The following is a 13893-nucleotide window of genomic DNA, read 5'->3' as shown; positions in this document are numbered from 1 at the left end:
CCCGTATCCGCCTGACCGAGCCCACCTCGACATCCGGTCCGCAAGCGGCCCGGATGCTGCCGCCTGCCCTCCCGAACCTCGATTTTCCGATCAGCCTCACCATGGGAATCAGTACGGAAGCACAGCAGTTCGCGCAGTTCCTCGAAAGCGTGCGCGCGAAGGCGTCGACACCGGGCCTCGATCTGGCCGTCGTCCGCGACATCGCCGACACACACGCTTCGGCATCGACCGAGCCGGAAGGCGTCACCTACGCCGACGTGGACGCCGACGGCGTCCCCGCCCTGTGGGCCATCCCCGAGGGCGCCGACCCCGACAGGGCGCTGCTCCACTTCCATTTCGGCGGATCGGTCGCCGCCTCGATCTCATCGGACCGCAAGGCCGCCGGCCACATCGCCAAGGCGGCCGGAGTCCGCTCACTCGTGGTGGGCTTCCGCCTGGCGCCCGAGCACCCCCACCCGGCGCAGATCGACGACGCCGAGACCGCCTACCGCTGGCTGCTCGCGCAGGGCTACGAGCCGCGGAACATCGGCAGCACCGGCCACTCCATCGGGGGCACCCTGGCGGTCATGCTGCCGCTGCGCCTGCTCGCCAAGGGTGAGGCGACCCCCGGGGCGATCGTCAGCATCTCGCCGTGGACCGACCTCACCATCAGCAACCCGAAGGTCGACGAGAACGAGGAACACGACAAGATGCTCAGCCGGGGCATCCTCGAGCAGTTCCGGGCAGCCTGGCTGCAGGACCCCGCCGTGGACTTCACCGACCCCGACATCAGCATCGTGAACGCCGACCTGACCGGCCTGCCGCCCACGGCCCTCCACTACGGCGAGTACGAGGCGCTTGCCGGCGAGGGTGCCGACTTCGGCCGCCGACTCGCCGACTTCAAGATCATCTCCGAGGTCCGCCCGCTGCCCGAGGGCCAGCACTCGTTCATCCTGGGCGCGGGGCGCGTGCCCGAGGTGGACCGGGCGATCGGGCAGATGGGTCAGTGGCTTCGCTGGCACCTCGGCAGCTGACGTGGAAGCTGCCCGGACATGCGCGTCGTCCGCCGAGTAGGCAACCGAGAAGATCACGCGAAGGGATGGCTGACATGAAGGCATTCGTCGTCGAGAAGTACGGCAGGGACGGCCTGCGCGCCGCAGACGTTCCCGAGCCCACCGTCGGGGACGGCGACGTCCTGGTCCGGGTGAGCGCTGCCAGCATCAACCCGCTGGACAAGATGGTCCGCAACGGGGAGTTCAAACGACTCCTGAAGTACAGGCTTCCGTTCGTGCTCGGCCACGACGTCGCCGGCATCGTGACGCAGGTCGGGTCGGCCGTGCGCAACTTGACAGTCGGCGACGAGGTCTACGCACGTCCCCGCGACCTGCGGATCGGAGGCTTCGCCGAGTTCATTGCGATCGACCAGGACGACGTCTCGCCCAAGCCGGAGTCACTCACCCTCCGCGAGGCGGCCGCGGTGCCCCTGGTGGCCCTGGCCGCCTGGCAGATCCTCGTCGACCGCGCCCACGTGATGCCGGGTCAGAAGGTGCTCATCCACGCCGGTGCCGGTGGCCTCGGATCGACGGTCATCCAGCTCGCCAAGCACCTCGGTGCCACGGTGGCGACGACCACGAACACCCGCACCGAGAAGTTGGTCAGGAGCCTCGGCGCCGACATCGTCGTCGACTACACCAAGGAGGACTTCTCGCAGGTGCTGTCCGGCTACGACCTGGTGCTGGACTCCCTTGGTGGGGCGAACCTCGAGAAGTCGCTGACTGTGCTGAAGCCGGGCGGCCTGGCCATTGGCGTCGCCGGCCCGCCAGACTCCGCCTTCGCCAGGCAACTCGACGCCCCCTCGTTCATGGGCGTGGCCATGAACGCGCTCAGCCGCAAGGTGCGCAAGCAGGCCAAGGCCCTGGGTGTGCGCTATCAGTTCTTCTTCATGCAGGCCAGCGGCGCCCAGCTCCGTCAACTCGGCGCCCTGTACGACAACGGACGGCTCCGCCCGGTCATCGACCGCACTTTCCCCTTCGACCAGACGCTCGAGGCGATGGCGTACGTCGAGCAGGGGCGTACCACGGCCGGAAAGGTCGTGATCTCGATGGTGCCCGGCAACGACTGAATCGGGCTGGCCGCAAAGAAGGCGTGGCGGTGCTCCAGATGCCGATCGCCTACCATTGGAGTGCGTTCGTAATCCAATATGATGACGAAGCCGGCAGGCGACCCTTCCGGCGCACAAAGGAGCGAGCGCGTGGCGCGTTACGGGAAAGAGCACAAACAGGCGACCCGGCAGCGGATCATCGAGACCGCCGGCCGCCGGTTCAAGAAGGACGGTATCGACGGCTCGGGCATCTCGACGCTGATGACGGACGCCGGACTGACCAACGGCGCCTTCTACGCCCACTTCGATTCCAAGGACGACCTCGTGGCCGCCGCGGTCGCGGACCAGTTGCGCGCGCAGTACGCGAACGTCATCGAGCAGGCGGCCCCCGGGATCGCCGGACTCGAGCAGATCGTACGGTGGTATCTGTCGCCCCAGCACCGCGACAGTCCCGACGACGGCTGCCCCTCCGCCGCACTCCTCGATGAGATAGGGCGCCGCGCGGACGAGACCAAGCAGGCGTACACCGACGGCGTGCTCGCCGTCATCGACGGTATCGCCGCTCGCCTGGCGCCTGCCGATCCGCACTCGGTGCGCACGAAGACCCTCAGCGTCTACGCCATGATGGTCGGGACGCTGCAGCTCTCCCGCGCCCTGGCCGACCGGCGACTCTCCGACGAGCTCCTCGAAGAGGGCATCCGCAACGCCCTCACTCTGCTCAGCGCACAACCACCGGGCAGCGGCTGAAGGTGCTGTTCGACGGGGACGAGGTGCCCTCCTACCACTGCCCGGTGCTCTCCCGGGAAGGCGCCGTCTGCCGAGCATCCGCCCGCTGGCCGGGGATGACCGCGGCCGGGTGGAGGTCGAGCCGGTTGCTCTTGTCCAGCTCGAACCTGCCGTAGGGGTTGACGTGGGTCCAGAACAGCGGGGACAGCGCGCGCCGGTCGACCTGCTCGACCGCATCGCTGAAGCAGAACGGGAGGGCTGGCTCGGCGAAGTCGAAGGACTCAAGGTCAGTCTCGCCGGGGCCCGCCAGAAGCTCGCCGAACTCGGCGAACGTGACCGTCGGGCCGCCACCGTGAACCTCGGCATTCCCGCATTCCGCGACATCGCCGGCCGCACCGTCCCAGCCGCAGAGGACCGGACGTGACTGTCAACCACGGGCTCGGCCGCCGATTCCAGAAGTTCAGAGAACACGTGGACCAGGGCGGCCTGCAGCAGGTGCAGGGCCAGCATCGAGATCTCCTGGCTCTCCCGGTCGGCGCCGGTCAGGTTCCCGTCCTTGCCGTAGAACAGGTCGTGGTTGGCGGAGTTCCAGTTCTCCACCACCTGCAGGCCCTCGTGGATCTCCCGCCGCAGCTCCGGGTCGGCCAGGTAGTCGCAGACGAACGCCGTCCGCGCCGCCCGGCCAAGCTCTTCGATCGCCCGGTAGGTCGGGTGTTTCGGGCCGCCGCGGGTGAAGCGTCGCAGCACCTGGTCGGCCTCCGCCGTGCCCAGGCGGAGCGCGGTGGTGTATTGAATCCTCCCCCAGCTGAAGCAGGGGGATTCCTGGCTCACACTGCCTGCGGGTCAGCGACCCAACAGGTCTTCCGCGATCAACACCAGCCGGGTTGAAACCAGCCCGGTTTGATACAGCAAAGCTTGAACGTGCAGGTGCTGTCTTGGCTCTCGATCAGCACGGTGTGCGCGCTTGGTTCTCGCACCGCACGGCGTGCACCCTACCCAATCAGGGGGACGGTGTTTCGCCCTGGAGGCGAAATCCCGCTTCCTGCCCTGCTCCGCAGGAATCCGATTCCTCCCCGGCCCGAAGGCCGAGGCATCCTCGGAGGAACCCGGTGACCATGCCTTGATCGGCAGACGGCCCTCCCCGTTGCCGTTGGTCTCGAAGCCGGGAGGGCCGTTCGGATGCGCCCGGAGGCGCTTTGATCACGGCAGAGGCGAACGCCGTCGATGCCGAACGGCGGCTGGTCGCAGGCGAGTTGGAGTGCTCGGGGTGCGGCGGGACGCTGACGCCGCGGGGATGGGGCCGCGGGGGCTACGAGGGCCGGAGATGGGTCGGCTGGAGGTGCGGCCGCGCCGTTCACGGTGCTCGGCATGCGGGATGACGCATGTGTTTGATTGACAGCTCGATCACCGGACTGTCGCTCTGCTCGGCGTTGACGTGAGCCGGACGGTTTCGCCGAGGCGCTGCGCAACCGGTGACAGCGGGTCGTGGCCGAATCGGGCATGCTTTCGTCGTTGACGAGCTGGTGCCAGTCGAGCCGGTCCTCCAGCCCGTCGCAGCAGCCGGGGAGGAAGGTGACGCCTGTGGACGGGTCGGTGACGCACAGGCCGCCGGCCGCGAAGAGGCTGTCGAAGGTCAGGAGTCCGTGAAGGAACGAGTTGGGAACGAGTCCAGTTCACCGGCCGGACAAGACGGGTGATCGCCGTCGATGCCGGCGTCGTTGCAGCCGACGGTGCGCATCATCGCCCTACGGCGGTTGAAAGGGTTGCAGGGCAAACTGAGACGATCAGCTCTCGGAGCTTCTCGATATACAGGCGTACGTTCTTGGAAGCGATGTCTGTGTCCGGGTGGCGGCATGCGATCCACAGTCCCTCGTGCAGCCGGTTGACCCAGGCGCACACCTGATCGCCGTACGACACACGGAGCAGCCCGTACGCTTTTTGTTCGCTCCAGTAGGCCGAACCAGGAATGAGGCGGGCATCCACATACGAGATGATTGAGTACAAGTCGGGTGACGTGGGGCGGAAGTCCTCGCCCAGGAGGCGTAGTACTCGGGCCAGAGGAATGCGCGCCAACGGCCGATTGGCCTGCAGCTGGGCCCGGACCGAGGCGAGCGCGGCGTCGAAGTCCCGTGCCGCGGGTACTTCGATCGGCGCGCCGCCGACATACCAGCCCACTGAGTCTGACCACACGGACTTCAGTCGGGTGTGGAACGGCACGACCGTGCGGTAGACCGGTTGCCCGCCGAGTTCGTGGACGATCAGACTGGTCGCGGCCAGGACGCCCACCAGGCTGCCGCCGTAGGGCCGGCAATACGTCTCGAACGCGGCGGCCGCGTCCGCATCGACGAGCGGCTCGCGCATGAGCTTTTGGGCGGGCAGAACGTCGCCGGGCTGCAGGCCCAGATCGACAGGGAACTCCGGAAGCCTTCCGTCGCACCGGCCGATGAACTCCCGCCAGCGCGTGACGATCGCGTGGGTGTCGTCGATGGCGTTCGCGTTCGTTCGTTCCTGCTCGCAGAAGTCCACGTAGCTCGCGACCGGTGTAGCGGTGAGGGGCTGCCCTGCGACATGTGCCGTGTACAGCTCCTGCACCTCGTACGGGATGCGCTGCAGCGAGTAGGCGTCGACGTTGGTGTGGTCAAATGCCAGATACACGCTGGTGGAGTCCTCCCGGACGACCGCCGCGTAGATGAGATTGGGCCAGCCGAGAGCATCTGCCGCCTCGTCGAAACGGTCCTGCAGATGTTCGGCCAGCAGATTCGCATCGGTGAAGTCGCCCACCACTTCGCGGTAGAGCGTGACATCGTCCTGGTCGAGAGTGAACCGGTGCATCTCCTCGCCCACCCATCTGAACCCGCTGCGCAGCGTCTCGTGGCGCAGTGTCCAGCCGCGTAGGGCCTGTTCCAGCACGTCGAGGTCGACTTGGCCGGGCAGGTCGAAAGCCGTACCGAGCCAGGTCGGCACGAACAAGCCCCCCTCGCGCACCGACCGCGCCGTTCTGATGTGTGACTCCTGGATGTACGCCGGCGGCCGCGGATCCGTCGGCAGCAGCGTCGCGGCCGCGACGGTCGCAGGGCTGAACCTCCACTCCACAAGCCGTCCAGGCCGGACCTCGCAGCGCTGAATATCAGAAATTCGCACAGTGGCGTCTCCTTGTCGGAAAACACAGGCTTGATCAACGTGGAGTCGTGTGCGAGCGCCGCCTGCCGTGTCGCCTGCAAATCAGCAGAAGGTGTGGCGCGTCGAACGGTGAAGCGACCCATCCATCGCCCCGCACTCAACGGCCGTTCATGCGCCTGCCTGTAGGGACGGCCGCGATGCCAGGGACGAGATGTCACTGTCCGGCGCTGCGCCTGACTACCCGAACCGCTTTGCGGGCGGCACACCATGACGCACGCCTGGGACGTCCGCGTCCCGGCCGGCCAGTCCCGGTTGGTGACGGGCGTCGGTGTGCATCCTCCCCTTCGCCTTCCTCCCCGGCGTCGACGCGGTCGCCCGACACGTCGCGGAACGACGCCGCCGGCCCGACAGGCCCGAGCCGAAGCCCAGCTCCAGGGGCAGGTGCTCCCACTCGATGCCGGTGTGCGGCGCGCAGAGGATCCCGCAACAGCGCCTGCCAATCCGGGATCCGGTGTCTGGCCCCGACCGGCTTGGGACCTGGCTTGCCGCGGCAACGGCTCGACGAGCGATCACAGTTCGTCCGAGAGATCTCCACGGCCGCGGGTGCCTGTTCGCCACGACCGCCATGACAAGAGCAACGAGCAACCAGACCGACAGTCACATGATCGACGGTATCTGTCGGGACCTCTTAGCCCAGCACAGCGACTTGGAAGGCGGCACGCCATAACCCTGTTGCTCTTCCAGCGTTTGCAGATGTGCGGGTGAGTACCCGCAGTGATGTTAGGAAGGTAAAGATCTATGAGACGGGCTACTCGAAACCGTGTGCTCGCCGTTGCCGCCGCATCCGGCGCAATGGCCGTGGCTCTTCCCGCGTCCGTCGTCTTCGCAGCCGACGGTGCTGACGCCGGGGCTACGGCGGCCGGTTCGCCCGGGGTGCTCTCCGGGAACACCATCCAGGTTCCGTTGTCCGGCGCGGTGAACCTCTGCGGCAACACGGTGGACGTCGTGGGGCTGCTCAACCCGGCCGTGGGCAACGTGTGCAAAAACAAGGACAGGGCCAAGGCCGACGGTGCGAAAACCGATGGCGGATCGGACGCGTCGGGCGAAGCCTCGGCTGACGGACGCGTCACGGACTCGCCCGGGCTGGTCTCAGGCAACGGTCTGCAGCTCCCGATCGATCTGCCGGTGAACGTTTCCGGGAACAGTGTCAACGCGGTCGGCGTGGGTAACCCAGCGTTCGGCAACCACTCGGTCAACGGCGGTGACCACTCTCACCCTCACGTTCCCCGGACAACTCCGGCCCCCGCGCCCTCGGCCCCGGAGCCCCCAGTGTCGCGACCCCCGGCCCCCCGGCATCAGGCCGTTCCGGACACCCCCGACACGGCGACGTCCACGCTGGCCCACACAGGAGCGGATCTGGCTGCCCCGGCCCTCGCCGGCGGCGCCGTGTCCCTCTTTGCGGGTGCGGTCTTGTACCGCCGTTTCCGCCCAGGTCGCTGACCTGACCCGGATGCCCGTACAGCCGTTACTCGAGTCTCAGCGACTATCAGTAATCCGGTCGTTGAGGTCCTCGACCACGACCGTGCCGTCATCGCCACCACCGTCCCGCACCGGATGGGCCGGCGAACCGGTGCGTGTCCTGGACCTCACTGTCTGACCGCTGCAACCAGCACTGCGGCTGCGCCGGTGTGCCGGCGCAGCCGCAGTGCTGGTTGCGGCGGTGGCACGCCGCGTGTATCGGCGTCCGCCGCCGCGCCGAAGGGGACCGCACTCCCCCGTCGGCGACAGGCCCGGATCCTTGCCCGCTGCCGTTGGGGACGGCCTCGAAGAGGAGTGCTGTCCCCTCCCGGCAGTCCGCCCGATGCTGCCTGTCCGGCCCCGTGCGTGCGGTGCCTGCGGCGGTCAGACCGTCACGGGCTGCGAGGCGGAGCGGGTGTGGACGGGGCGGTAGCTGTTCCAGTCGGCACTCGTGATCAGGGAGTTGCGCCGGTCCTGGAAGCCGCGGCGTGCGGAGGACCACTGGGTGTCGGCCGCGGTGCGGAAGGCGTCGTAGGAGTCCTTGCCGTCCCACTGGGAGTAGACGACGACGAAGTCGTTGTCCGCGCCGACGGTGGCCAGGGTGCCCTCGCCGCCCTCCAGGTTGCGGGAGCGGATGCCGCGCAGCACGCTCTGCGAGCGGTAGCCGGGCACGTCCACGAGCCAGTTGTGGGCGTCTGCCAGGGTGGCGGTGAGGGCGCCCTGCTCGGCGGGGTCCACGCCGAGGATCTCGATGACCGTGTAGTCGTCGCGCTCGGGTGAGACCTCGGTGACGCCGCCCAGCGCGGGGTGGCGCCGGCTGGAGTCGACCTCGGTCTGCATCAGGCGGACGAAGGTGGTGATCTCGCGGAAGACCGGGACGGTGTGGTGCTTGAACTCGCTGTCGTTGTAGCGCGTCTCCAGGTCCTGCATGCCGCGCCACTGGATGAAGTTCGCGGTTCCGGGGTTCTGTTCGCCGCGGTGCACCGTGCTGGAGATCCAGCCGGGGAACGCCGCGGTGTCGACGATCGCCTTCATCTCCTTGACGAGGGTGTCGACCCGGGCGCGGGTGTCGGTCTTGAACAGGTTGAGGACGGTCAGGTGCCCGTCTTCGGGGTTGATGAACGGCATGGCTCCTCCTGGGTTTTGGTTGAGTGCCCGCGCCGGCGGGGCGTCGTGTCCTAGCGGGGGTCGCGGGGCGCGCCGAAGAGGCGGTTCAGGGCGTCCGTGAGACCGTCCGTCCCGGATCCGGCGGTGCCGATCCAGGCGATGTAGCCGTCCGGGCGGACCAGCAGCGCCTGGGCGTCGGCGAGTTCGCCTTCCGGCCGGATGGGTGCGACGACGACGTCGATACGGTCCGTCCACGGCTCGGCGGCGGCGTTCAGTGCGCTGTCGCCGCGCAGGTCCAGGACGAAGCCGCGGCCGCCGTGCAGGAGTCCGTAGGCGCTCACCGTGCCGGAGGGGCCGGCGGTGAGCGTCAGGTCGGGCAGGCGCCGGCCGAGCAGCGGGTGGCCGGCGCCGGGGGTGTCGTAGGTGATGTCGAGGCCGGTGACCATGCCGACCAGGAGCTTTCGGACGTCCTCGTAGGCCAGCAGTTCGGCGAAGACCGACCGCATCGGGTCCATCTCGGGGCCGCCGAGGTAGAGGCTGCGCTGGGAGAGCGTGTTGGCCAGGATGCGGGCGGCGACGGGGTGGCGCTCGGAGTGGTAGGTGTCGAGCAGGCCGTCGGGGGCGGTGCCGTGGATCTCGGCGGCGAGTTTCCAGCCGAGGTTGACGGCGTCGCCCACGCCCGCGCTGATGCCCTGCGCGCCGATCGGCATGTGGATGTGCGCGGCGTCCCCGGCGAGGAAGACGCGGCCCCTGCGGTACTCGGCGGCCTGGCGGCTGGAGTCGGTGAAGTAGCTCAGCCACTGCGGGTTGCCGCTGTGGATGTCGTCGCCGGTGACGCGCTTGAAGGCGTCGGCCACCTCCTGGAAGGTGGGGGGCTGCGCGGTCGGCCGTACGCCCGCGCCGCGCTCGAAGACGACGACGCGGGTGGTGTTGGGGCCGACGGGCAGCACGACGACCATGCCCGCGTCGCCGAGTTCGCCGGTCGGGCGCAGCCGTACCTTCACGTCGGTGACGTCGGCCATCAGCATCTCGATGGTGGCCTCGTAGCCGGGGAAGTCGATGCCCGACAGGGTGCGCACGGCGCTGCGGGCGCCGTCGCAGCCCACGATGTAGGCGGCGCGCAGGGTGCGTTCGCCCTCGGGTGTGTCCGCGCGGACCTCGACGCCGTCGTCGCCGGCGGTCAGTGCGGTCAGTTCCCAGCCGCGGCGGACCTCGGCGCCCAGGCCGCCGGCCCACGCGTGCAGGATCGCTTCGGTGAAGGCCTGCGGCACGCCTCGCACGCCGAAGTTGCCGCCCGGCACGACGGTGTAGTCCAGCGGCATGCCGCCGAAGTGCCCGACGGGGATGACGCCCAGGTCGCCGAAGTGTTCCAGCAGCCCGCGCTGGCCGAACTCCTCCATGGTCCTGGCGGAGAAGCCCAGTGCGCGTGACTGGCGCATCGGCTCGGTCAGCCGCTCCAGTACGACGGCCTCGACGCCTGCCAGGCGCAGTTCGCCCGCGAGCATGAGCCCGGTGGGCCCCGCCCCCACGATGATCACGTCTGTGTCAAAGTCCTGCATTGCCTTTCCTGCCTCCCATGCGTACCTGCAAAAACGGGTGGTCGAGGTTGCTCGCCACCGCCGTCAGATGGGTGCGGACCCCCTCGAGGGCGATCAGTTCGGACAAGACCGTGCGCAGCGGTCCGGCCTCGGGGCCGGCGAACATCAGCTGTTCCTGGGCCGCGACGTGGTCGAGCACCCGGGCCGCCACGGGATGCCGCTGGTCGTGGTAGGTGTCCAGGAGGCCGGGGGCGGCCCGGCCGTGCACGGTCTCGGCGAGTTTTTGGCCGAGGTCGACCGCGTCCTGCAGTCCGGTGTTCAGGGCCTGGCCGCCGACGGGCGGATGCCAGTGGGCGGCGTCGCCGGCCAGCAGGATCCGGCCGCGCCGGTAGGTGTCGGCCTGTCCCTTGGCGTCGTCGAAGGCGTCCAGCCACACGGGGGTGCCGTCGTGGATGTCCTCTCCGGTCACCCGCTTCCAGGTGGCGGCGACCTCCCCGAACCCGGGGGGCCCGGAGTGCCCGGGGTGCTCGGGGTGCTCGGGGTGCTCGGCCGGTGCGTCGCCGAAGGCGTGCACCATGACCCGGGTGACGCCGTCGCGGGTGGCCGCCACCGCGAAGCCGGCGTCGAGGCGTTCGAAGCGGCGGTCGCGGATGCGCAGTCCCGTCACATCGGCGCGCAGCAGCCGTCTCGTCGCGGGGGTGGCGGTCACGGGGAAGCGGGCCAGCCGGCGCACCGTGCTGTGCGCGCCGTCGCAGCCCACCACGTAGGCGGCCCGCAGCAGCCGGCGCCCGCCGGGGCCCTGGACGGTGCACCGGACGTGGTCGGGGCGGTCGGTGAGTGCGGTCAGTTCGTGCGCGCGCAGCAGGGACGCGCCCAGGGCCGCCGCGCGTTCGCCCAGAGCGGCCTCGGTGCGGTACTGGGGCAGCTTCCAGTGGCCCGCGTACGGGCTGTCGACGGCGGACAGAGTGAAGCCGAGGCCGCCGAAGTGGCTGCGTGGTTCGTGCGCGGCTTCGGCGAGCAGCGCCGAGAAGCCGCGCTCGTGCAGCAGTTCGGCGCTCAGCGTGGTGAGCTGGCTCGCCCGGGATTCGGTCATGGGGCGGGCCAGGCGTTCCACGACGGTCACCGGGACCTGGGCCCGGCGCAGTTCGCAGGCGAGCAGCAGGCCGACGGGGCCCGCGCCGACGACGACGACCGGCGCGGTGGCCCGGGAGGAGGTCACGGCCGGGCGGGTTCGCCGGCCAGGCCCTCGGCGTAGGCCTTCGCCAGGCGCAGGGTGGCCAGGCTGTTGCCGCTCAGGGCGGTGCGGACGAAGTCGCGCGCGCCGTCGAGGGTCGCGTCCGCGCCGAGCACCTTGGTGATGTTGCCGGTGTTGATCCGTACGGTGTGCCGCGATGTCACCGACACCCCGCCGCCGTCGCGGTCCTCGATGAGCCAGCGCCCGGTGTGCAGGGTCATCAGGGCGGGCAGCACGATCTGCTTGTACACGATGGCCGTCGCGGCCTTGCACACGCGCACGGACCGGCTGGTGTGGGTGCTGCCGTCCTTGGTGCGGGTGTCCATCTCCAGGATCTGCAGTCCGGGCTCGTCCTCCTGCAGATGCACCCGGGCCACGTGCGGCAGCCGCTCCTGCCACAGCTGGGCCTCGTTGAGGAAGGCGTAGACGTCCTTGCCGCTGCCCTCGATGGTGACGGTGTCGTCGAAGGTGAGCAGGTCGTCGGGGCCGGTGGCCTCGGCGGCGGTCTTCAGCGCCTGCAGTTCCAGGGCGCTGTTGCGGTCCACCGCCGCGCTGATCCAGTCGAGGTCGGCCACGTCGTCGGTCGCCGCGTGGAAGTCGTGCAGCAGCCGTACCCGGCACGAGGCGTCGGAGCGGGGCTCCACCACCCAGGTGCCGCCCATGCCGCCGACCGGGTGCTGCGAGTGCTCCTGACGGAACGTCACGCTCATGTGGTCCGGGTCGTGCACGCGCCGGGAGGTCCAGGTCTTGGCGGCGTTGTTCGCCGTCGCCCACAGCCGGATCAGCTCCGTGTCGCCGTCATGTTCGACGACCTCGGCGTGCACGGTCGGGGGGAAGGTCTCGGGCCACCGGCCGACGTCCGTGATCAGCGCGTACACCGATGCGGCGGGGGCGAGGACGTCGATCTCGTGTTCCGTTTCACGTACCGCGTTCTCGGTCACGTGGTGCTCTCCTCTCGGGTGGCGGAGTCTTGGGCCGGCTCTCCGAACCAGCGCCGCAGCGCGGCCTGCAGGCCGCCTCCGTCCGGTGCGGTCCAGGCGATGTAGCCGTCGGGGCGGACGAGCACCGATTCGGTCGCGGCGCCGTCCTCCTCCGGTCCGGCGGGGAAGTGCTTCACCCGGACCAGGTCGACGCGGTCGGACCAGCCGGCGGCGGTCCGGGCGGTGTCGCCGGAGGCGTCGGCGGTGATCAGGACGCCGCGGGCCGGGTGCAGCAGACGGGCGATCCGGTCCTGGCCGCCGTCGGCGAGTTCCAGCGCGCGGTCGGCCATCCGGGCGCCGAGCAGCGGGTGCGCGGGCCGGCCCGGGGCCGTACCGGTGCCGGGGCCGACGGGGCCGGTGCCGACGGGGCCGGGTCGGATGCCGGTGTCGCTGTCGGTGCCGTCGGGGTCGTAGCGGATGTCGAGTCCGCTGACCAGGCCGGACAGGTGCCGGGCCACCGCCGGGATCGCGATGATCTCCGCCATCACGGTGCGCAGCGGTGCGACCGACCGGCCGGTGAGGTTGAGCGTTCCCTGGGCGAGCGTGGTGCGCAGGACCCGCGCCGCCACCGGGTGGCGTTCGGCGTGGTAGGTGTCGAGCAGGCCCTCGGGGGCGTGGCCCCGGAGGGTCGCCGCCAGCTTCCAGCCGAGGTTGAAGGCGTCCTGCACGCCGATGCTCAGCCCCTGCCCGCCGGCGGGCAGGTGGATGTGGGCGGCGTCGCCGGCCAGCAGCACCCGGCCGCGCCGGTACTCGGTGGCCTGGCGGGTGGCGTCGGTGAAGGCGCTGACCCAGCGTGCCTCGCCGTGGTGGATCGAGTCGCCGGTCAGCCGCTGCCAGGCGTCCGCGACCTGAGGGAAGGTCACCTCGCGGCCGCGGTCGGGCGGTGTCCCGTTCTCGCAGACGATGATGCGGGTGTAGCCCTGCTCCAGCGGCGCCGCCATGACCATGCCGTTGGGCAGCAGTTCACCGATCATCCGCGGCTTGATGTCGCAGCCCTTGACGTCCGCCAGGTACATCTCGCGGGTGGCGTCCGAGCCGGCGAACTCGAAACCGGCCAGGCGCCGCACGGTGCTGCGCCCGCCGTCGCAGCCCACCAGGTAGCGGGCGGTGCACCGCTCGGCTCCGTGCGGGCCCCGCACGGTCGCGGTGACGTGGTCGCCGGTGTCGCTCAGGGCGGTGAGTTCGTGACCGCGGCGTATCGTCACGCCCAGTTCCAGCGCCCAGGTCTCGAGCATTTCCTCGATCTTGTACTGGGGGGCGCCGCGCACGCCGAAGTGCGAGCCCTCCAGCACCCCGTAGTCGATCGGGATGCCGCCGAAGTGGCCCTGCCGGGTGATCTCGATGTTCTCCAGGCGGCCGAGAATGCCGCGCTGGTGGAACGCCTCGGTGGCCCGTGCCGTGAAGCCGATGCCGCGCGACTCCCAGCTCCGCTCGGCGCGCTGCTCGAAGACGGTGACGTCGGCGCCGCCGAGGCGGAGTTCGGCCGCGAGCGTCAGTCCCGCAGGACCCGCCCCGATGACTATGACCTCGGTATCCATGGTTCCTGTCCTTGAGCCTCGGCTTCTGCGATGGGGACCGGCTGTGCCCGCC

11 protein-coding genes and 1 pseudogene are annotated in these 13893 nt (G+C 69.9%); 5 read left to right on the top strand and 7 right to left on the bottom strand.

Going from position 1 to position 13893, the window contains the following annotated elements:
* From ACWD68_RS32930 to ACWD68_RS32915, 4 genes are all read left to right on the top strand, one after another.
* The coding region (locus tag ACWD68_RS32930) for an alpha/beta hydrolase (protein WP_451810114.1) at positions 1 to 1013 on the top strand (1013 nt) is incomplete at its 5' end.
* Positions 1014 to 1087: 74 nt separating this feature from the next.
* Positions 1088 to 2101, top strand: coding sequence for an NADP-dependent oxidoreductase (locus ACWD68_RS32925; RefSeq protein ID WP_451810113.1), 1014 nt, complete (start codon positions 1088 to 1090; stop codon positions 2099 to 2101).
* Between the two features lie 129 nt (positions 2102 to 2230).
* Positions 2231 to 2827 carry a TetR/AcrR family transcriptional regulator gene (locus tag ACWD68_RS32920; protein WP_451810112.1) on the top strand — a complete coding sequence of 199 codons (597 nt, stop codon included), beginning with the start codon at positions 2231 to 2233 and terminating at the stop codon, positions 2825 to 2827.
* Between the two features lie 109 nt (positions 2828 to 2936).
* Positions 2937 to 3230: a hypothetical protein gene (locus tag ACWD68_RS32915; RefSeq protein ID WP_451810111.1), complete on the top strand. Its 294-nt coding sequence runs from the start codon at positions 2937 to 2939 to the stop codon at positions 3228 to 3230.
* A 26-nt stretch (positions 3231 to 3256) separates the two neighbouring features.
* Here ACWD68_RS32915 and ACWD68_RS32910 read toward each other — a convergent pair.
* Together ACWD68_RS32910 and ACWD68_RS32905 are read right to left on the bottom strand one after the other, a co-directional pair.
* A pseudogene (locus tag ACWD68_RS32910) lies at positions 3257 to 3637 on the bottom strand (Tn3 family transposase); the annotation flags it as partial.
* A 906-nt stretch (positions 3638 to 4543) separates the two neighbouring features.
* Positions 4544 to 5947 (bottom strand): condensation domain-containing protein, encoded by a 1404-nt coding sequence (locus ACWD68_RS32905; RefSeq protein WP_451810110.1) that lies wholly within the window; start codon positions 5945 to 5947, stop codon positions 4544 to 4546.
* Between the two features lie 777 nt (positions 5948 to 6724).
* Between ACWD68_RS32905 and ACWD68_RS32900 the strand changes: the two genes are divergently transcribed.
* Positions 6725 to 7426 carry a chaplin gene (locus tag ACWD68_RS32900; RefSeq protein WP_451810109.1) on the top strand — a complete coding sequence of 234 codons (702 nt, stop codon included), beginning with the start codon at positions 6725 to 6727 and terminating at the stop codon, positions 7424 to 7426.
* A 402-nt stretch (positions 7427 to 7828) separates the two neighbouring features.
* Here the strand turns inward: ACWD68_RS32900 and ACWD68_RS32895 are convergent, their stop codons facing one another.
* From ACWD68_RS32895 to ACWD68_RS32875, 5 genes are read right to left on the bottom strand one after another with little or no spacing between them, the layout of a single operon-like run.
* Positions 7829 to 8572, bottom strand: a complete 744-nt coding sequence (locus ACWD68_RS32895; RefSeq protein WP_451810108.1) for an antibiotic biosynthesis monooxygenase — start codon at positions 8570 to 8572, stop codon at positions 7829 to 7831.
* 50 nt (positions 8573 to 8622) lie between these two features.
* A complete protein-coding gene (locus ACWD68_RS32890; RefSeq protein ID WP_451810107.1) occupies positions 8623 to 10110 on the bottom strand; it encodes an FAD-dependent monooxygenase in 1488 nt (495 codons plus the stop codon).
* Entirely contained in the window at positions 10097 to 11308 is a 1212-nt protein-coding gene (locus ACWD68_RS32885; protein WP_451810106.1) for an FAD-dependent monooxygenase, read from the bottom strand. Before ACWD68_RS32885 ends, ACWD68_RS32890 begins: the two co-directional genes overlap by 14 nt.
* Positions 11305 to 12264 carry an aromatase/cyclase gene (locus ACWD68_RS32880; RefSeq protein ID WP_451810105.1) on the bottom strand — a complete coding sequence of 320 codons (960 nt, stop codon included), beginning with the start codon at positions 12262 to 12264 and terminating at the stop codon, positions 11305 to 11307. The genes ACWD68_RS32885 and ACWD68_RS32880 overlap by 4 nt, the downstream gene beginning before the upstream one ends.
* Complete coding sequence (locus tag ACWD68_RS32875) at positions 12261 to 13841, bottom strand: FAD-dependent monooxygenase (RefSeq protein ID WP_451810104.1); 1581 nt, start codon at positions 13839 to 13841, stop codon at positions 12261 to 12263. Before ACWD68_RS32875 ends, ACWD68_RS32880 begins: the two co-directional genes overlap by 4 nt.
* Positions 13842 to 13893: the final 52 nt, after the last annotated feature.

This window comes from Streptomyces sp. NPDC005141 (genome assembly GCF_053599975.1).
The sequence above is the reverse complement of the archived record's forward strand: the minus strand, read 5'-3'. Positions and strand labels throughout refer to the sequence as shown.

What these genes read in the sequence shown, in the direction of transcription:
- ACWD68_RS32925 (WP_451810113.1), top strand. Translation starts at nt 1,088, where the DNA reads ATGAAGGCATTCGTCGTCGAGAAGTACGGCAGGGACGGCCTGCGCGCC.
- ACWD68_RS32895 (WP_451810108.1), bottom strand. Translation starts at nt 8,572, where the DNA reads ATGCCGTTCATCAACCCCGAAGACGGGCACCTGACCGTCCTCAACCTG.
- ACWD68_RS32900 (WP_451810109.1), top strand. Translation starts at nt 6,725, where the DNA reads ATGAGACGGGCTACTCGAAACCGTGTGCTCGCCGTTGCCGCCGCATCC.
- ACWD68_RS32875 (WP_451810104.1), bottom strand. Translation starts at nt 13,841, where the DNA reads ATGGATACCGAGGTCATAGTCATCGGGGCGGGTCCTGCGGGACTGACG.
- ACWD68_RS32890 (WP_451810107.1), bottom strand. Translation starts at nt 10,110, where the DNA reads ATGCAGGACTTTGACACAGACGTGATCATCGTGGGGGCGGGGCCCACC.